The 16,922-nt window shown below is 75.8% G+C and carries 15 protein-coding genes; 9 read left to right on the top strand and 6 right to left on the bottom strand.

What is annotated here, in order from left to right:
- Positions 1 to 3: 3 nt before the first annotated feature.
- Genes ACQFYA_RS11520 through ACQFYA_RS11510 form a run of 3 tightly spaced genes read left to right on the top strand, consistent with a single transcriptional unit; the run spans position 4 to position 4,162 of the window.
- On the top strand, positions 4 to 2,055 hold the full coding sequence (locus ACQFYA_RS11520; RefSeq protein WP_499124223.1) for an SUMF1/EgtB/PvdO family nonheme iron enzyme: 2,052 nt from the start codon (positions 4 to 6) through the stop codon (positions 2,053 to 2,055).
- Complete coding sequence (locus tag ACQFYA_RS11515; protein ID WP_499124221.1) at positions 2,052 to 3,260, top strand: CaiB/BaiF CoA transferase family protein; 1,209 nt, start codon at positions 2,052 to 2,054, stop codon at positions 3,258 to 3,260. Before ACQFYA_RS11520 ends, ACQFYA_RS11515 begins: the two co-directional genes overlap by 4 nt.
- Positions 3,257 to 4,162 (top strand): HpcH/HpaI aldolase/citrate lyase family protein, encoded by a 906-nt coding sequence (locus ACQFYA_RS11510; RefSeq protein WP_499124219.1) that lies wholly within the window; start codon positions 3,257 to 3,259, stop codon positions 4,160 to 4,162. The genes ACQFYA_RS11515 and ACQFYA_RS11510 overlap by 4 nt, the downstream gene beginning before the upstream one ends.
- A 45-nt stretch (positions 4,163 to 4,207) precedes the next feature.
- Here ACQFYA_RS11510 and ACQFYA_RS11505 read toward each other — a convergent pair whose 3' ends face one another.
- Positions 4,208 to 5,206, bottom strand: a complete 999-nt coding sequence (locus ACQFYA_RS11505) for a hydroxyacid dehydrogenase (protein WP_499124218.1) — start codon at positions 5,204 to 5,206, stop codon at positions 4,208 to 4,210.
- Positions 5,203 to 7,371, bottom strand: a complete 2,169-nt coding sequence (locus ACQFYA_RS11500) for a DUF2264 domain-containing protein (RefSeq protein ID WP_499124216.1) — start codon at positions 7,369 to 7,371, stop codon at positions 5,203 to 5,205. The genes ACQFYA_RS11505 and ACQFYA_RS11500 overlap by 4 nt, the downstream gene beginning before the upstream one ends.
- A 121-nt stretch (positions 7,372 to 7,492) precedes the next feature.
- Between ACQFYA_RS11500 and ACQFYA_RS11495 the strand changes: the two genes are divergently transcribed.
- Positions 7,493 to 8,587: a LacI family DNA-binding transcriptional regulator gene (locus ACQFYA_RS11495; protein WP_499124214.1), complete on the top strand. Its 1,095-nt coding sequence runs from the start codon at positions 7,493 to 7,495 to the stop codon at positions 8,585 to 8,587.
- Between the two features lie 24 nt (positions 8,588 to 8,611).
- Here ACQFYA_RS11495 and ACQFYA_RS11490 read toward each other — a convergent pair whose 3' ends face one another.
- The gene (locus ACQFYA_RS11490) at positions 8,612 to 9,361 is read right to left on the bottom strand and encodes a hypothetical protein (protein ID WP_499124213.1); all 750 of its coding nucleotides are present in this window, start codon (positions 9,359 to 9,361) and stop codon (positions 8,612 to 8,614) included.
- 198 nt (positions 9,362 to 9,559) lie between these two features.
- Between ACQFYA_RS11490 and ACQFYA_RS11485 the strand changes: the two genes are divergently transcribed.
- From ACQFYA_RS11485 to ACQFYA_RS11475, 3 genes are read left to right on the top strand one after another with little or no spacing between them, the layout of a single operon-like run.
- Positions 9,560 to 9,982 (top strand): DUF6325 family protein, encoded by a 423-nt coding sequence (locus ACQFYA_RS11485; RefSeq protein ID WP_499124211.1) that lies wholly within the window; start codon positions 9,560 to 9,562, stop codon positions 9,980 to 9,982.
- Position 9,983: 1 nt separating this feature from the next.
- Positions 9,984 to 10,346, top strand: a complete 363-nt coding sequence (locus ACQFYA_RS11480) for an SHOCT domain-containing protein (protein ID WP_499124208.1) — start codon at positions 9,984 to 9,986, stop codon at positions 10,344 to 10,346.
- 48 nt (positions 10,347 to 10,394) lie between these two features.
- The gene (locus tag ACQFYA_RS11475) at positions 10,395 to 11,729 is read left to right on the top strand and encodes a chloride channel protein (RefSeq protein ID WP_499124205.1); all 1,335 of its coding nucleotides are present in this window, start codon (positions 10,395 to 10,397) and stop codon (positions 11,727 to 11,729) included.
- Positions 11,730 to 11,739: 10 nt separating this feature from the next.
- Here the strand turns inward: ACQFYA_RS11475 and ACQFYA_RS11470 are convergent, their stop codons facing one another.
- From ACQFYA_RS11470 to ACQFYA_RS11460, 3 genes are all read right to left on the bottom strand, one after another.
- On the bottom strand, positions 11,740 to 12,819 hold the full coding sequence (locus ACQFYA_RS11470) for a DinB family protein (protein ID WP_499124203.1): 1,080 nt from the start codon (positions 12,817 to 12,819) through the stop codon (positions 11,740 to 11,742).
- Positions 12,820 to 12,868: 49 nt separating this feature from the next.
- Positions 12,869 to 13,639 carry a uracil-DNA glycosylase gene (locus tag ACQFYA_RS11465; RefSeq protein WP_499124201.1) on the bottom strand — a complete coding sequence of 257 codons (771 nt, stop codon included), beginning with the start codon at positions 13,637 to 13,639 and terminating at the stop codon, positions 12,869 to 12,871.
- 123 nt (positions 13,640 to 13,762) lie between these two features.
- The gene (locus ACQFYA_RS11460; RefSeq protein WP_499124200.1) at positions 13,763 to 14,260 is read right to left on the bottom strand and encodes an aromatic ring-opening dioxygenase LigA; all 498 of its coding nucleotides are present in this window, start codon (positions 14,258 to 14,260) and stop codon (positions 13,763 to 13,765) included.
- Between the two features lie 247 nt (positions 14,261 to 14,507).
- On the opposite strand from ACQFYA_RS11460, the gene ACQFYA_RS11455 reads away from it, so the two are divergent.
- Both ACQFYA_RS11455 and thrS read left to right on the top strand, forming a co-directional pair.
- Positions 14,508 to 14,723 (top strand): hypothetical protein, encoded by a 216-nt coding sequence (locus tag ACQFYA_RS11455; RefSeq protein ID WP_499124197.1) that lies wholly within the window; start codon positions 14,508 to 14,510, stop codon positions 14,721 to 14,723.
- 203 nt (positions 14,724 to 14,926) lie between these two features.
- Complete coding sequence (thrS, locus tag ACQFYA_RS11450) at positions 14,927 to 16,921, top strand: threonine--tRNA ligase (RefSeq protein WP_499127506.1); 1,995 nt, start codon at positions 14,927 to 14,929, stop codon at positions 16,919 to 16,921.
- The last annotated feature ends 1 nt before the right edge of the window (position 16,922 follow it).

Raw genomic sequence — 16,922 nt, 5'->3', positions numbered from 1 at the left:
GCCATGACGTACACGTTCGACCCCCTCGTCCCGCGGCCCATCGACCGTCCCACCGTGGTGGACCTCGACGGCCCGCTGACCCCCGAGCAGAGCGCCGCGCTGGACGAGGCGAAGATCTTCGTCGGCCCGCAGGACCCGGCCGACCGCCCCGCCTGGCGCGAGCGGCTCGCCGCGTGGCGGGCCGACGCCCGCGCCCGGCACGGGTACACGGGGACCGCCTACGAGCGGCCCGAGGCCGCGTGGGCGGCGGGCTGCCGGACGGTGGCGCAGGTGTGGCTGTGGGACGAGCTGCTCTACTCCTTCGCGGAGCACCGGTTCACCCCCGAGCGCTTCCTCGCCGACGCCCGCGACCGCTTCGCCGGGCTCGACGCCGTCGTGCTCTGGCACGCCTACCCGGTGATCGGGATCGACGACCGCAACCAGTGGGACTTCTACCGCCAGGTCCCCGGCATCGTCGACCTCGTGGCGGCGTTCCACGACGCCGGCCTGCGCGTCTTCGTCGACTACAACCCGTGGGACACCGGCACGCGCCGCGGCGAGGACGACCTCACCGAGCTCGCGGCGCTCGTGCGCGACCTCGGCGCGGACGGCGTCTTCCTCGACACCCTGAAGAAGGCCGAGCCCGAGCTCGTGGCGCGGCTCGAGGCCGCGCGCCCGGGCATCGTGCTCGAGGGCGAGTCGAAGCTGCCGGTCGAGCGCATCGAGGACCACTCGTCGTCGTGGGCGCAGTTCTTCGCGGACTCGCCGGTGCCGGGGGTGCTGCGGGCGCACTGGTACGAGCGCCGCCACATGCAGCACCACGTGCGCCGCTGGCACCGCGACCACTCCGAGGAGCTGCAGTCCGCCTGGCTGAACGGCGTGGGCGTCATGGTGTGGGAGGTCGTCTTCGGGGTGTGGGTCGGCTGGTCGCCCCGCGACGCGGCGACCGTGCGCCGCATGGTGACCGTGCAGCGCGCCGCGCACCCGCTGCTGCTGTCCGGCGACTGGACGCCGCTCGCGGAGCTGGCACCGGAGGCCGAGGCGGCGGGGGTGTACGCGTCGCGGTGGGAGGCCGACGGCGTCACGCTGTGGACGCTGGTCAACCGGGGGGACGAGGACTACGCCGAGCCGCTGCTCGCCGACGGTGACGAGCGGGTCACCGTCCCCGCGCGCGGCGTCGCGGCACTGCTGCGCGCCGGGTCGGGGGCACCGTCGTGGGCCGCCGGGCTGCGCGCCGTCGTCGACGGCCTCGCCGGCGGGGACGACAGCGGGGACGACAGGGGGCACGACGCGCTGCGCCACGACCCGGACGCCCGCTTCCCCCACCGCGTCGCCCGGCGCCTGCGCCCCGCCGGCCCGGAGGGCCTCCGGACCGGCCCCGACGCGGGGCCCGAGGACGACGCGGTCGTCGTGCCCGCCGGCGCGTACGCGCTCACCGTGCGGTACCGGGCCCGGGAGACGGGTATGTACCAGGGCGCGCCGTACGTCGACGAGTGGAAGCCGCTCCCGCCCCGCCTGCACGACGCCCGCACCCTGCAGCGCGACGGCGAGCTCGCGGCCCCGGTCGCCGTCGCCGCCGCGGACGTGACGAACGCGCAGTTCGCCGCGTTCCTCGACGCCACCGGGTACGCGCCGGCCGACGGGCACCGCTTCCTGGCGCACTGGGTGGACGGGCGCCCGGCGCCGGGCGCCGCGGACGCGCCCGTGACCTTCGTCGACCTCGACGACGGGCGGGCGTACTGCGCCTGGCGGGGCGGCCGGCTGCCGACCGAGGACGAGTGGCAGCTCGCCGCGACGGAGCCCGGCTTCCGACGCGGCACGCCCGCCGTGTGGAGCTGGACCGACAGCGAGCACAGCGACGGTCGCACCCGGTACGTCATGCTCAAGGGAGGCAGCGACTATCGCGCCGAGGGATCGGACTGGTACGTCGAGGGCGGCCGGCACGCGCCCGACCACGCGGTGAAGCTGCTGCTGCCCGGCCTCGGCCTCGCGCGCGGCGCCACGGTCGGGTTCCGGTGCGCCTGGGACCTGCCGGACGCGCTGGGCACCGTGGACACGACGGAGGTGACCCGATGACCGTCTCGCGCGACCCCGGGGCCGGCGCGCTCGCCGGCCTGCGCGTCGTCGACGCGTCCACCCTGTTCGCCGGCCCGATGGCGGCCATGCACCTCGGCGACATGGGCGCCGACGTCGTCAAGGTGGAGCACCCGGCGAGGCCCGACCCGTCGCGCACGCACGGCGCGGCGAAGGACGGCGTGAACCTGTGGTGGAAGACGCTCGGGCGCAACAAGCGCACGATCACGGCGAACCTCGGCAGCGACGGCGGCCGGGAGGTCTTCCTGGCGCTGGCCGAGCGCTCGGACGTCGTCATCGAGAACTTCCGCCCCGGCACGCTGGAGCGGTGGGGGCTCGGCTACGACGAGCTGTCCGCCCGCAACCCCCGGCTCGTGCTGGCGCGGGTGAGCGGCTTCGGGCAGGTCGGCCCGTACCGCACCCGGCCAGGCTTCGGCACGCTCGCGGAGGCGATGAGCGGGTTCGCCGCGATGACCGGTGAGCCGGACGGCGCGCCCACGCTCCCGCCGTTCGGCCTGGCCGACGGCGTGGCGTCGCTGGCGACGGCCTTCGCGGTCATGGTGGCGCTGTCCACCCGGGATGCGACGGGGCGCGGCCAGGTGGTGGACACCGCCATCGTGGAACCGATCCTCGCGATGCTCGGCCCCCAGATCACCCGGTGGGACCAGCTGCGCACGGTGCAGCCGCGCACCGGCAACCGGTCGGCGAACAACGCGCCGCGCAACACCTACCGCACCAGCGACAGCCAGTGGGTCGCGGTCTCGACGTCGGCGCAGTCCATCGCCGAGCGCGTGATGCGCCTCGTGGGCCGCCCCGAGCTGATCGACGAGCCCTGGTTCGCGCGCGGCGTCGACCGGGCGCAGCACGCCGACGAGCTCGACGCCGCGGTGGGCGGCTGGATCGCGGAACGCACCCGCGACGAGGTCGTGGCGGCGTTCGAGGCGGCGCAGGCGGCGGTGGCGCCGATCTACGACGCGCAGGACATCGTCGACGACCCGCAGTTCCGCGCCCTCGGGACGATCCACGAGATCGAGGACCCCGAGCTGGGCCCGCTGCTCATGCAGGGACCTCTGTTCCGGCTGTCCGGCAACGACGGCGTCATCCACCACACCGGCCGCCCGCACGGCGCGGACACCGACGCCGTGCTCGGTGAGCTCGGGTTCGCGCCCGAGCGCGTGGCCGCCCTGCGCGCGGAGGGGGCGGTATGACCGACGACGCGGCGACGGGCACCGCGCACGATCTCCCGGTCGCCCAGCCGCTCACCCTCCTGTACGTGCCGGCCGACCGGCCCGACCGCGTCGCGAAGGCACTGACCTCGGGGGCGGACGCCGTGCTCGTCGACCTCGAGGACGCCGTCGCCCCCGGGGCGAAGGACGCCGCCCGGGGGAACCTCGCCGACCTCCTGGGCCCTCGTGGCCCGGGGGCGGCGGGCGGCCCGACGGTGCAGGTGCGGATCAACCACGCGGGCACGCCGTGGCACGCCGCCGACGTGGCCGCGGTGGCGGGACTGCCGCTCCAGGTCGCGGTGCGGGTGCCCAAGGTCGAGTCCGTGTCCGAGGTGCGGGCGCTCGCCGCGGCGCTGCCGGGCCGCAGCCTCCACCTGCTGCTGGAGTCCGCGCTCGGCGTCGAGCGGGCGTACGAGCTCGCGACCGCGTCGCCGCAGGTCGCGTCGGTGGGCCTGGGGGAGGCCGACCTGCGCTCCGACCTGCGGGTCGACGCCGACGACGCCCTGTCCTGGGCGCGTGCCCGCGTCGTCGTGGCGGCGCGCGCCGCGGGGCTGCCCGCACCCGCGATGTCGGCCTATACCCGCCTGCGCGACCTCGACGGGCTGGCCGCCTCGTGCCGCTCCGGCCGCGCGCTCGGGTTCTGCGGCCGCACGGCGATCCACCCCGCCCAGCTCGTGACGATCCGTGACGCCTTCGCCCCCGCCGCGGACGAGGTCGCCCGCGCGCGTGAGGTCGTGCGGGCCGTGGCCGACGCCGCGGAGGCCGGGACCGGGACCGTCGTCCTGGCCGACGGGACCTTCCTCGACGTCGCGATGGTGCACCGGGCGCGCTGGACGCTGGCCCTCGACGCGAGCGCCCGGGCGGCGGACCGCCGGGACGCCTGAGCACCCGCGCCGCTCGCCCCTTCGCGTGGCGGGCCGCGGAGACCGTCAGGCGGTGGTGCCCAGCTGCTCCGGGCGCACCTCGTGCTCGAGCGGGACGCCGGCCGCGAGGCGCTCCACCTCGTCGACCGCGAGGTCGCCGAGGCGCCGCAGCTCGTTGCCGAGCGACCCGGCGACGTGCGGCGTCAGCAGCGCCCCGGGCGCGTCGAAGAGCGGGTGGTCGGCGGGCAGCGGCTCGGGGTCGGTGACGTCGAGGACCGCCCGGAGCCGGCCGGAGACCACCTCACGGGTCAGGGCCGGGGTGTCGACCAGGCGGCCGCGCGCGGTGTTCACGAGCGTCGCGCCGTCGCGCATCAGGCCGAGCCGGGGCGCCCCGATCATCCGGTACGTCTCGGGCAGGTCGGGGGCGTGCACGGTGACGACGTCGCTGGCGTGCGCCAGGTCGTCGAGCGTCGCCGAGGTGGCGCCCAGGGCGCGGGCGCCGGCCGCGTCCACCCAGGGGTCGTGCAGCAGGACCTCGACGTCGAACGGTTCGAGCAGCCGGATCACCTGGCGGCCGATCCGCGACGCCCCGACGACGCCGACGGTGAGGCCGTGGTTGCCCAGCGGCCCCGCCGGCGTCCAGCCCTCGAGGCTGCGGCGGGCCGCGTAGGAGTCGGCGGCCTCGAGCACCCGCTTGCCCGCGAGCAGCACCATCGCCAGCGTGTACTCGGCCACCGGCCGGGCGTTCGCGGCGGCGGCGCTCGACACGTGCACGCCGCGCTCCCAGACGGCGGGGGAGACGATCGGCTTCACGGAGCCGGCGGCGTGCACGACGGCGCGCAGCCGCGGCGCCCGCCGCAGCAGGTCGTCGTCGAGCCGCGGCGCGCCCCACCCGGTGAGGAGCACCTCCACGTCCCCGAGGCCGTCGGCGGCGGCCTCGGCGCCCACGAGCACGCCGGGGGCGACGTCGGCGCACCGGCGCAGCCGGGCCAGGGCGTCCCCGTCGAACAGGTCGGGCAGCAGCGCGGCGTCGCGCATCGCGAAGGCCGCGCGCAGCCGGGTCATGCCGCCCCGCCCGCGGCCGTGGTGGCATGCGGGGCGCTGGGCACGGCGTCGACGTGGCCGTCCGGCCACCGCACCTCGATGCCGGCGGGCAGCCCGTCGTCGCCGACGCGCACGCGGACCGCGGGCAGCGTGGCGGTGCCGGGCGGCGCGTCCTCGCCGGTGAGGACGACGAGCGCCGCGACCACCTGGCCGGCGCCGACCGGGGCCGACGTGCGCAGCCACGGGACGGCGGACGACGCGCCGAGGGGGTCGGAGCCCGTCTGGCGCGCGGCCCCGGGCGTGTCGAGGGCGGCATCGTCAGGCGCACCATCGAGGGCCACCGGCAGGGCGCGCACGCCCGAGGTCGTCCCGTCCTCGCGCACCACCCGGACCAGGTCGTCGTCGCGCTCGACCTGGAGGGCGCCCTCGGCCGCCGCCGCGAGGGGCCAGCCGCCCACGTGCAGCGTCCAGGGCCCGGGGTCGGCGGGCCAGGCGGCGTCCCGGTCGAGATCCGCGACCGTGGCGCCGGGCGCGGGTGCCCGGCCGGGAGTCGTCGTCGGGCCGGGGGCCCACCAGGCGAGGCGCACCTCGTCGCGACCGCGCACCACCGAGGCGGTGGTGAGCACCGGCCCGAGGCGCAGACCGGCCCAGCCGGCGTCGTCGCCCGCTCCGGGCGTGCCCGTGCCCGGGACGTCGAGCCAGTGCACCCGCGAGCGGGAGACGGCCACGGAGTCGCCCAGGTGGACGCGCTCGACGCCGTCGCGGTGCGACGGCAGGCCGCGGGCGTCGAGCAGCGCGGTGTGCGAGTCCAGGGGCGCCGCCACGTCGCGCGGGGCGAGCTGGGGCGAGGTGGCGCCGGAGTACCCGAGGCGGCGGTAGAACGGGTCGTCGGCGCGGGGCTGCAGCGGGTGCTCGATCGCGCGGTCCGAGCCGTGGTTGAGCAGGCGGACGACGCCGTCGGCGGGGGTGGCGCTCACCAGCCACCCGGGCGCCCGCAGCGCCGCGACGTGCGGCTCGTGCCAGGCCTCGGGGAGCTCGGGCTCCGCCGTCCAGACCGGGTGCCCGGCGGGCAGCAGCAGGCCGAGGAACCCCTTGCTCGCCCAGTACGGGGAGGACCCGCCCGTGTAGAGCTGGCGGACCCGGTCGTACCGGCGGTGCCAGCCGACGGGCAGCAGGCCGCGGTCGTCGACCGCGCCCGCGGCGTCGAAGTGCTCGGCCACCGCAGCGGTGAGGGCGCGGGTGGCACCGGGGGACAGCGGCGTCGCGTCGGCGATCGCGCCCGCCCAGAACGGGGCGAGCACGGCGTGCCGGTACGTGACGGACCGGCCCTGCAGCATCGGCGCCCCGCGCGACCCGACCAGGTGCCGGGCCTGGTCGAGGTAGGCGCGCAGGCGCTCGGCGTGCAGGGCCTCGAGCGGCCGGCCCTGGATCCGGGCGTGCAGCAGCGGGTACACGTGCCAGGCCCAGCCCGCGTAGTGGTCGAAGTTCTGCCGCCGCCCGTCGCGGCCCCGTCCGTCGGAGTACCAGCCGTCCCCGACGTACAGGGACTCGGCGGTCTCGGCGTTGTGGTCGAGGTCGGCCTGCTCCCACGGTCCGCCGACGCTGGCGAGGAACGCCTCGATCACGTTCTGGAACCAGAGCCAGTTGTTCGTGTACCCGCGGGTGCCGACCACCCCGGCGAGCCAGTCGACCGTCCGCTGGCGGGTGCCGTCGTCGAGGCGGTCCCACAGCCAGGGGCGGGTCTCGGACAGGGCGATCGCCACGGACGCGGCCTCGACGACGGCCTGGCGCCGCTCGTCGACGCGCGGCCACCGCTCGTCGCCGGCGGGCTCGGTGCCGTGCCGCAGGCCCTCGGCGTACCGCTCGAGCAGGCCGGCCGGGTCACGACCGTCCTCGCCCCGCAGCCGGAACGCGGCGAGCAGGAACGTGCGCGCATAGCCCTCGAGCCCGTCGCTCCAGGCCCCCGAGGCGCTCACCGGGCCCGGCAGCGTGATCAGCGAGCCGCCCGGCGAGGCGAAGGGGGCGACGGCGGACAGGAGGTCGTCGGCGGTGGCGAGCCAGTGCTCGCGGGTCCAGCGACGGGCGGGGGCGAGGAGGGGGTCGAGCCCCTCGGCCGTCCGGCGGCGGCCCGCCGCGGCGTCCGTCGTGCCGGAGGTGCGGGAGGGCGTCGTCGCTGCGGGTCTCACCCCCGCATCCTGTCGCCGTCGGGGCCGGGAGCGGAAGGGGCGGACATTTTCGATCATCCGCGGACACGGTCGGCTACGGTGTCGCCTCATCGACGGCCTCGACGACGACGGCGGAGAAACCATGCACCTGCGGACGGCCCGGCACGAGTACCTGCTGCGGGAGGTCGACCTGCGGGGCAGCGTGCGCTCGGCCGAGGCGGCGGCGGCCCTCGGAGTCGCGGAGGTGACCGTGCGCCGCGACATCATGGCGCTCGACCGCGCGGGCCGGCTGGCGCGCGTGCACGGCGGCGCGGTGGCCCTCCGCTCGGCGCGCGGACCGCAGGCCGCGCGCGGGCTCGTGGGCGTCGTCGTGCCGAGCTCCACCGTGCACTTCCCGCCGCTGGTCCGCGGCATGGAGGCCCTCGCGCCGAGCCTGCACGTGCGCCTGGTGCTCGCCGTCTCCCACTACCGCCCGGACGTCGAGGCGGCGCAGGTGGACCGGCTCGTCGGGCTCGGGGCGCGGGGGATCGTCGTCGCGCCGACCACGCGCGAGCGTGCCCCCGAGGACCTGGCCGCGTGGCTGCGCTCGGTGCCCGTGCCGGTGGTGGTCGCCGAGCGCCGGGTCGACGGGCTGACCGCGCTGAGCGAGCTCGACCAGGTGCGCTCCGACCACGCGCACGGGGCCGTGCTCGCGGTGGAGCACCTCGCCGGGCTGGGGCACCGCCGGATCGGCCTGGCGGTCTACGACCGCACGCCCACCGCCCCGCAGGTGCGCGAGGGCTTCGCCACGGGGATCGCCAGGCTCGGCGTCGAGGCCGGCCCGGACGTGTCCCTGCCCAAGGGCGAGGGCGACCCCGCCGGGCTCGGGCGCGCGCTCGCCGCCCTTCTGGACCGGTGCCGCGAGACGGGCACGCGCGCGCTGCTCGTGCACACCGACGACCACGCCGCCCGCCTCGTCGAGGCCGCCCTCGACCGGGGGCTGCGCGTCCCGGAGGACCTCGCGGTGGTGGCGTACGACGACGAGAACGCGGAGCTCGCCGTCGTCCCGCTGACCACCGTGACGCCGCCGCGCCGGGAGCTCGGCCGCGAGGCCCTGCGGATGCTCGTCGCGCGGATCGACGGCGACGAGGGCGGCGAGGCGCCGGGCCCGCCCGGCGCACCCGGTGCGCAGGGCCCGCCGCGGCACGTGGCCCTGCTGCCGCGGCTCACGGTGCGCGGGTCGTGCGGGGCGGCGTGACCCCGCCGCGGGCCGGAGCGCTCGTCACAGCTGCTTGGGGAACGCCAGCACGACCACCGTGGAGATCACGAACAGCACCGCCGCGACGCCGAGCAGCCCGCGCCGGGCGGTGCCGTGCACGAGCTTGGTGCTGAGCGCTGCGAAGAGGGCGACCGACGCGAACAGGATCGACGTCAGCACGTAGTTGTCGCCGTTCTGGTTGGCCTGCCGGGCGGTGGCCGAGAGGTCCTCGGCCTCCTGCAGGCTGTCGTCGGCGCGGGCCTGCGCGTCGAGCTCGTACTGCGGCATGAGGAACGGGGTGCGCGGGGCGTCGTCGTCGTGCAGCGGGTCGGTCGCGAGCCACGCGTCGAACGCCGGGACCATCTCGGGCCGGAACCGGGTGTACAGGAACTCTGACTGGGTGCCGTCCACGGGGTCGTAGGTGCCGTCGTCCGCGAGCCCTGAGTCCCGGCCGGCCCGCTGCTCGGACGCCACGGCGTCGATCCAGGAGGAGAACGCCGTGACGTCCATCGTCATGAGCTGGCCCGCCTCCGTGGAGGCGCGCGTGGACTCGGCGCGCGCGGCGCCCGCGGCGGCGTAGCTGTTCGCCTGCACGCCCGACCACTTGGTGCTCTGGAACGCCGACCACGCCGTGACGACGGTCGCGAGGGCGAGCAGCACGGTCGCCGCGAGCTCGACGCGGCGGCTCACCGTCCCCGGGGACGCGTCCCCGTCCCGCGGCCGGGGTCCCGCGCTCGTCCTGCCGCCACGCCCGCCCTCGTCGGCTGCCGTCATCGCCCGCCCCCTCCGCCATTGCTCCGGTCATCGCTCATCGTGGCGGATGACCTGGCGTTTCGCCCCCGGGGCGAGAGCGCGCGAGGTGCGTGCCCGGCATGCGGATCGCGCGGTGCGGTGCCAGAGTGTGCCGCATGGCGGGCGCCGAAGGCAGCCCACGGCCTCCCGCCAACAGGACGACCGACCGAGAGGCAGGACATGCGATCCACAGGACCTGTGGAGCTCGTGCTCATCGAGTTCCCGCGCAGCGAGTTCAAGGGCGAGATCGTCGCGGAGCTCGGCAGGCTCGTCGACGCCGGGACGATCGACGTGCTCGACGCGCTGCTCATCCGCAAGGCCGAGGACGGGGCCGTCGAGTGGCTCGAGGCCACCGAGGGAGGCGACGAGGAGCTCGCCCGCATCGTCGGCGAGCCCGCCGGCCTGCTCGCGGAGGACGACGTCGAGGACATCTCGGCGGAGCTCGCGCCGGGGTCGGCCGTCGGGATGCTGGTGTTCGAGCACACGTGGGCCCGCGGGCTCGCCGGCGCGGTGCGCGGTGCGGGCGGGAACGTCCTCGACTGGACCCAGGTGCCGCCGGCGGCGATCGAGGCGCTCGCCGACGAGATCGAGAAGGAGAACTGAGATGCCCCCCATGCGACGGATGGGCCGCCCCGGCCTGATCGGCACGATGGCGCGGACGGCCGTGATCACCGGCACCGCGAACGCGACCAGCCGGGCGATGAACCGGCGAGCGCAGTCGCGCGACGAGCAGCGCTACGCCGCCGACCAGTACACGGCCCAGCAGGAGCAGCAGGCACAGCTGGCGCAGCAGCAGGCGTACGCCCAGCAGCAGGCGCAGCTGCAGGCCCAGCAGCAGGCGCAGGTGACGGCCGCCCCCGCCCAGGACGACCTCATCGCCCAGCTCAAGCAGCTGGGCGACCTGAAGGCGGCGGGCGTGCTGTCGGACGCCGAGTTCGCCGCCGCCAAGGCCAAGCTGCTCGGCTGAGCCGCCGACGGCCTCACCCGTGCGACATCACCTGACGAGGGGGCGACCATGACGGCCGCAGAGGCGCAGGACCCCATCGACTGGCGGCCGTACAGCAGGCTGCTGGCGATCTCCGCCCTGATCGGGATCCCCGTCTCGCTGGCGGCGTTCGCGTTCCTCGCCCTCCTGCACGGGATGACGCACCTGGTGTGGGAGGACCTGCCGGCGGCGTGGGGCATGGACGTCGCGCCCTGGTGGTGGCCGCTGCCGTGGCTGGCCGTGGCCGGCGTCGTCGTCGGGTTCGCCATCCGGTCCCTCCCGGGCCACGGCGGCCACGTGCCCGTCAACGGGCTGAGCATGGGGCCGGTCCCCGCGGCGCAGGTGCCGGGCATCCTCCTGGCCGCGCTCGCAGGGCTGCCCCTCGGCGCCGTCCTCGGGCCCGAGGCGCCGCTGCTCGCCATCGGCGCCGCCCTCGCGCTCATCCTGGTACGGCCGTGGGACGCGTCGTTCGGCGACCCGGCGCGTCAGCTGCTCTCCGTCGCAGGGTCGGCTGCCGCCCTGTCGGCGATCTTCGGCAGCCCGCTCGTGGGTGCGGTCTTCGTCGTCGAGGCGGCCGCGCTCGGCGGCCTCTCCGGGTCGAAGCTCACCCGGGTGGTGCTCCCGAGCATCCTGACCTCCGGCGTCGGAGCCCTCGTCTTCACCGGCATGGGCAGCTGGACCGGTCTGGAGATCGCGTCGCTCGCGCTGCCCGGCATCGACGGCCCGGCTCGGCCCGACGTCGCCGACGTGCTCTGGACGATCCCCGTGGCGGTGCTCATCGCCGTCGGGGTGCGGCTCGTGCACCGGCTGGGCGCGGCCGTGGCGCGCGTCGCGACCCCGCGCCCGTTCCGGTGGGCGGTCACGGGGGCGCTCGTCGTCGGCGTGTGCGCGTCGGCCTACGGGCTCGTCACCGGCCGGTCGCCGGAGGAGGTCGCGCTCTCGGGCCAGGCGCTGCTCCCGACGCTGGCGTCCGACCCGGCGGCGTGGGGGACCGGGACGCTGGTCGCGCTGCTGGCGTTCAAGGGGGTCGCCTACGCCGTGTCGCTCGGCACGCTCCGCGGCGGCCCCATCTTCCCCGCCGTCCTCCTCGGCGCGGCCGCCGGGGTGGCCGTCGCGGGTCTGCCCGGGTACGGCGCGGTGCCGGCGCTCGCCGCCGGGATGGCCGCGGCGACGGCGGCGACCCTCCCGTTCCCGGTCTCCTCGTCCGTCCTGGTGGTCATGCTCCTGGGGTCGTCGGCGCCGGCGATGGCCCCGATCGTGCTCCTCGCGGTCGTCGTGGGGTACTGCACCGAGCAGTACCTGCTGCGCCCCCGCCGCGAGGCGCGGGAGCGGGCCGCGCAGGCCCGCGCGGACGGGGTCGCCTGACGGCGGGAGGTCACTCGCCGGTGGCACCGTCCACGGCCTCGCGCAGCAGGTCCGCATGCCCGTTGTGCCGCGCGTACTCCTCGATCAGGTGCACGAGGATCCACCGCAGGCTGAACGCGCCCTCGCCCGGGCGGCGCGACTCGCGGGCGGACGTGCCCTCGAGCCCGCCGGACGCGAGGGCCGCGTCGATGCGCCGGTCGGAGTCGGCGGCCGCGGCGTCGAGGATCCGGCGCAGCTCCTCGGGGGAGTCGTGGGCCGCCGAGTGGAACTCCCAGTCCGGGTCGGCGTCCCAGTCCGCCGTGTCGAACGGCGCCACGACCGCGTCGTCCTGGAGCATCGTGGAGAACCAGTGCGACTCGACGTACGCGAGGTGCTTGACGAGGCCGCCCAGGGTCAGGCTGCTCGGCGGGTGCGGCGTGCGCAGCTGCTCGGCCGTCAGCCCGGCGGTCTTCCAGCGCAGCGTGTCGCGGTGGAAGTCGAGGTAGCCCCGCAGCGTGGTGGCCTCGTCGGCGCGCAGCGGCGGGTCGACGCGGACGTCGTCCGGCAGGGACGGCGCCGGAGCGGAGAGGCGGAGGCCGCCGGCGTCGAGCGCCGTGCGCACGGCGGCAGCCGTGGCGGCCGGCTCCTCGTCGGTGGTGTCGCGGGCGTGCCCCTCCAGTGCGTCGAGGTCGGCGAACGCCGCGTGCATGCTCCGCACCGCGGCCGTGTCGCGGAGCTCGGCGTCGGCACGGCCGGCGGCCCGCGCGAGGGTCGCGTCGAGGTCGGGGCGCAGGACGACGTACGCGAGGTCCCAGCCCTCGCGGGCTGCGGCGGCGCGGAACGGCGCGAGGAACCAGGGGCCGACGACGCCGTCGACGATGACGTCGTAGCCGCCGCGGGCGTAGGCGTTCGCCGCGCCGACGACCGCGTCGGCGACGACGGCGTTCTGGTGCTCCGACCCGGCGAGGTACGGGGGCACGAACCCGGTCGCGACGGACCGGTAGAACGTGTCGGTGGTGAGGTTGACCGTGGGCCGCTCGGCGTCCGCCGACAGGAGGGCGGCGACGGTGGTCTTCCCGGCGCCCGGGGGGCCGGTGAGGATGGTGATCACCTGCGGACCTTAGCCGGGCGTCGTCGCGCAGGCGCCACGGTTTTCGGGTTCAGGCGCCGGCGAGCTCGCGGGCGCGGAGCAGGACGGCGTCGAGCATGGCCGGCGTGAGGCGCCCCGTGAACGTGTTCTGCTGCGAGACGTGGAAGCAACCGAGCACGGTGAGGCTCGGCGTCTGCCCGGTCGGGTGCTCTCCCGGCCGGGCCAGCGTCACCTCCGCCCCGTGCACGAACCGCGGCCGGGGGCGCGGCACGTCCCAGCCCTGCTCGGCGAGGGTCGTGAGCAGCGCCTGCCAGCCGATCGCGCCGAGGGCGACGGCCACCCGGACGCCGGATCCCACGAGCTCGAGCTCCCGCGCCAGGTACGGCGCGCAGCGACGCCGCTCCTCGGGGGTGGGCTTGTTCGCGGGCGGGGCGCAGCGGACAGGGGCGGTGACGCGGATGTCGCGCAGCTCCAGACCGTCGTCGGCCGCGACCGACCTCGCCTGGTTGGCGAACCCGGTGCGGTGCATGGCGGCGAACAGGAAGTCCCCGCTGCGGTCGCCGGTGAACATGCGGCCCGTGCGGTTCGCCCCGTGCGCGGCCGGGGCGAGCCCCACCACGACGACGCGTGCGGCCGGGTCGCCGAACCCCGGCACGGGGCGCCCCCAGTACTGCTCGTCCCGGAAGGCGGCGCGGCGCTCGCGGGCCACGTCCTCGCGCCAGGCGACGAGGCGCGGGCAGGCGCGGCACTCCACGAGGTGTGTGTCGAGCTCCGCCAGCGTCCGCGCGGTGCGTGCGGCGGACGGGTAGTCGGGGGAGTCGGGCGGAGGGACGGCGGGCACCGGTCCATGGTGGCGCAGGACGACGCGCCCCACGACGGCGCGGCTGGCGCGCACGGACGACGGCCCGCGCTCCCGGGGCCGGGAGGACGGGCCGTCGTGCGTCGCCGCGTGCGGTGCGGCGGGTCAGACCGCCGGGTTGAGGCGACCGCGCGCCGGGGTGGCGGTGGTGGCGGGCACCGTCGCGGTGGCGACGGCGGGTGCCGCGGCGAGGCGACGCACCGACCAGCCCATGAGACCGAAGAGGACGCCGAGGCCCATCACCAGGGCGCTCACGCCGTAGGCGACGACCGACGTGAACAGCGACGCCCGCAGGAAGGAGGCGTTCATCGCGGTGGCGCGCAGCGGGTCGTCCTGCTCGAGCTGGGCGTAGGTCTGGCCGCCCGTGGCCTCCATCGCGTGCTTGTCGATGACCTGGGCCTGCGCGTAGGCGGTGAGGGGGCCGTCCACGGTGGCCCCGCCGAGGAACGCCGCGTCCTCGGAGACGGTGATCTCCTGCGCGGCGAGCTGGGTGCTCACGGTGGCCCAGGTGGCGGCCCCGGCACCGATCATGAGGATGCCGGCGATCAACGCGACGAGGCCGGCGATGCGAACCGGTCGCTGGGTGGTACGGGTGGTGGTCATGGTCCCCTCCGGGTGCCGGGTCGCGTGGTCCGCGGCCGGTCTGGACTGCGCCGGGTCTGGCGCTGGCTCTATGGTAAGACCACATCACCTGACCTGCATCGACGTTCTTTGTGAAGTCCTTCACAAGTATCGCCGGGGCGACGAACCGTGGTCGGGCGGCTCGCCCGGTCGCGCGTGCGCGGTGACCGTGGTGGTCTGGACGCCGGCCGGACGGCACCGTGCCGGCCGGCGCCGAAGGGGGAGCAGCATGAGCGAGAGCTCGGGCCTGGGCGGCCTGTTCGACAAGGCCAAGGAGAAGATCAAGGACCTCGCCACCGACGAGAACATCGACAAGGCGGCCCACGAGGTGAAGAAGCGGACGCCGGACAGCGTCGACGGCTACGTCGACAAGGCCGCCGCGGAGGGCAAGAAGCGCAACGACGACGGTCCCGCCGCCCGTCCCGGCGGCGGCCCCGGCGCCTGACCGGGTCGCCTGCGCGGGCCCGACGGCGCGTGGCGCAGGCCCAGGGCCCACGGATGAGTACGATCGTGGGGCGTCACCGATGGTGGCGCCCCACGACCGTGCCCGGCGCCCAGCCCCGGGCGGTCCCGCCCAGGCGCTGCCCGTGCCCGTCCGCAGCGCCCACGACCCGCAAGGAGCAGCACGTGTCCGACGTCGCCTCGCCGATGCCACCGAACCCCGACGATGCCAACCAGGACACGGTGACGGTGCAGACGCCGACGACGGGCACGGAGCTCTTCGCGGACCGCAAGGACGTCGTCGTGATGCGCGTCGACGGCGAGCTGCTCGACCTCTCGCGCGACCTGGCGGCCGGCACCGTCGTCGAGCCCGTGACGATCGGCTCCCCGGACGGCCTCGCGGTGCTGCGCCACAGCGCGGCGCACGTGCTGGCCCAGGCCGTGCAGCAGGTCAACCCCGCCGCGAAGCTCGGCATCGGCCCGCCCGTCACGGACGGCTTCTACTACGACTTCGACGTCGAGACCCCGTTCACGCCGGAGGACCTCAAGGCCCTCGACAAGGCGATGGCGCGCATCGTCCGGGAGGGGCAGACCTTCCGCCGCCGCGTCGTCACGGAGGACGAGGCCCGCGCCGAGCTCGCCGACGAGCCCTACAAGCTGGAGCTCATCGGGCTCAAGGGCGGCTCGTCCGACGACGATGGCTCGTCCGTCGAGGTCGGAGCCGGCGAGCTGACGATCTACGACAACGTGCGCGGCGCCGGGCGCGAGAGCGAGACCGTGGTCTGGAAGGACCTGTGCCGCGGGCCGCACCTGCCCAGCACCAGGCTGATCGGCAACGGCGTGCAGCTCATGCGCAACGCCGCCGCGTACTGGCGCGGCAGCGAGAAGAACCCGATGCTGCAGCGCGTCTACGGCACCGCCTGGCCCAGCAAGGACGAGCTCAAGGCGTACCTCGAGCGCCTGGCCGAGGCCGAGCGCCGCGACCACCGCCGCATCGGGGCCGAGATGGACCTGTTCTCGTTCCACGACGAGGTCGGCTCGGGGCTCCCGCTGTTCCACCCCAAGGGCGGGGTGATCAAGCGGGTGATGGAGGACTACGTCCGCCAGCGCCACATCGAGGAGGGCTTCTCGTACGTCGGCACGCCGCACATCACCAAGGAAGAGCTCTTCTACACGTCGGGCCACCTGCCGTACTACGGCGACACGATGTTCCCGGCGCTCGACCTCGAGGACGTCGGCGACCACGGGCGCTACCGCCTCAAGGCGATGAACTGCCCGATGCACAACCTGATCTTCTCCAGCCGGGGTCGCTCCTACCGTGAGCTGCCCATCCGCCTCTTCGAGTTCGGGTCCGTGTACCGGTACGAGAAGTCCGGCGTGGTCCAGGGCCTGACGCGCGTGCGCGGCCTGACCCAGGACGACTCCCACTCCTACGTCACCCCGGAGCAGGCGCCCGCCGAGGTCAAGCACCTGCTGGACTTCATGCTGTCGGTGCTGCGCGACTTCGGCCTCGACGACTTCTACCTGGAGCTGTCGACGCGGGACGACAAGAAGGTGGACAAGTTCGTCGGCACCGACGAGGACTGGGCGAAGGCCACCGCGGTGCTCGAGGAGGTCGCGGTCTCCTCGGGCCTCGAGCTGGTCGCCGACCCGGGCGGTGCCGCGTTCTACGGCCCCAAGATCTCGGTCCAGGCGAAGGACGCGATCGGCCGCACCTGGCAGATGGGCACGGTGCAGTACGACTTCAACCAGCCCAAGGGCTTCGGCCTGGAGTACACGGCGGCCGACGGCACCAAGCAGCAGCCGGTGATGATCCACTCGGCCAAGTTCGGCTCGATCGAGCGGTTCATGGGCGTGCTCATCGAGCACTACGCGGGGCTCTTCCCGGCCTGGCTCGCGCCCGTCCAGGTGCTCGCCGTCCCGGTCGCCGAGGCGTTCGACGACTACCTGAAGGACGTCGTCGCCCAGCTCGCGGCCCACGGGATCCGCGCCGAGGTCGACCTGTCCGACGACCGGTTCGGCAAGAAGATCCGCAACGCGTCCAAGGAGAAGGTGCCGTTCGTGCTCATCGCGGGCGGCGAGGACGTCGAGGCGGGCGCCGTGTCGTTCCGGTTCCGCGACGGCACCCAGGAGAACGGGGTGCCGGTGGCCGACGCGATCGAGCGCATCGTGGCCGCGGTGCGTGACCGCGCCCAGGTCTGAG

It is taken from the genome of Promicromonospora sp. Marseille-Q5078, assembly GCF_050315395.1.
GTDB lineage: Bacteria > Actinomycetota > Actinomycetes > Actinomycetales > Cellulomonadaceae > Isoptericola.
This window is presented reverse-complemented; position numbering and strand designations above follow the sequence as displayed.

What these genes read in the sequence shown, in the direction of transcription:
- ACQFYA_RS11495 (WP_499124214.1), top strand. Translation starts at nt 7,493, where the DNA reads ATGCACCTGCGGACGGCCCGGCACGAGTACCTGCTGCGGGAGGTCGAC.
- ACQFYA_RS11460 (WP_499124200.1), bottom strand. Translation starts at nt 14,260, where the DNA reads ATGACCACCACCCGTACCACCCAGCGACCGGTTCGCATCGCCGGCCTC.
- ACQFYA_RS11515 (WP_499124221.1), top strand. Translation starts at nt 2,052, where the DNA reads ATGACCGTCTCGCGCGACCCCGGGGCCGGCGCGCTCGCCGGCCTGCGC.
- ACQFYA_RS11510 (WP_499124219.1), top strand. Translation starts at nt 3,257, where the DNA reads ATGACCGACGACGCGGCGACGGGCACCGCGCACGATCTCCCGGTCGCC.
- ACQFYA_RS11490 (WP_499124213.1), bottom strand. Translation starts at nt 9,361, where the DNA reads ATGACGGCAGCCGACGAGGGCGGGCGTGGCGGCAGGACGAGCGCGGGA.
- ACQFYA_RS11480 (WP_499124208.1), top strand. Translation starts at nt 9,984, where the DNA reads ATGCCCCCCATGCGACGGATGGGCCGCCCCGGCCTGATCGGCACGATG.
- thrS (WP_499127506.1), top strand. Translation starts at nt 14,927, where the DNA reads ATGCCACCGAACCCCGACGATGCCAACCAGGACACGGTGACGGTGCAG.
- ACQFYA_RS11485 (WP_499124211.1), top strand. Translation starts at nt 9,560, where the DNA reads ATGCGATCCACAGGACCTGTGGAGCTCGTGCTCATCGAGTTCCCGCGC.
- ACQFYA_RS11475 (WP_499124205.1), top strand. Translation starts at nt 10,395, where the DNA reads ATGACGGCCGCAGAGGCGCAGGACCCCATCGACTGGCGGCCGTACAGC.
- ACQFYA_RS11505 (WP_499124218.1), bottom strand. Translation starts at nt 5,206, where the DNA reads ATGACCCGGCTGCGCGCGGCCTTCGCGATGCGCGACGCCGCGCTGCTG.
- ACQFYA_RS11455 (WP_499124197.1), top strand. Translation starts at nt 14,508, where the DNA reads ATGAGCGAGAGCTCGGGCCTGGGCGGCCTGTTCGACAAGGCCAAGGAG.
- ACQFYA_RS11520 (WP_499124223.1), top strand. Translation starts at nt 4, where the DNA reads ATGACGTACACGTTCGACCCCCTCGTCCCGCGGCCCATCGACCGTCCC.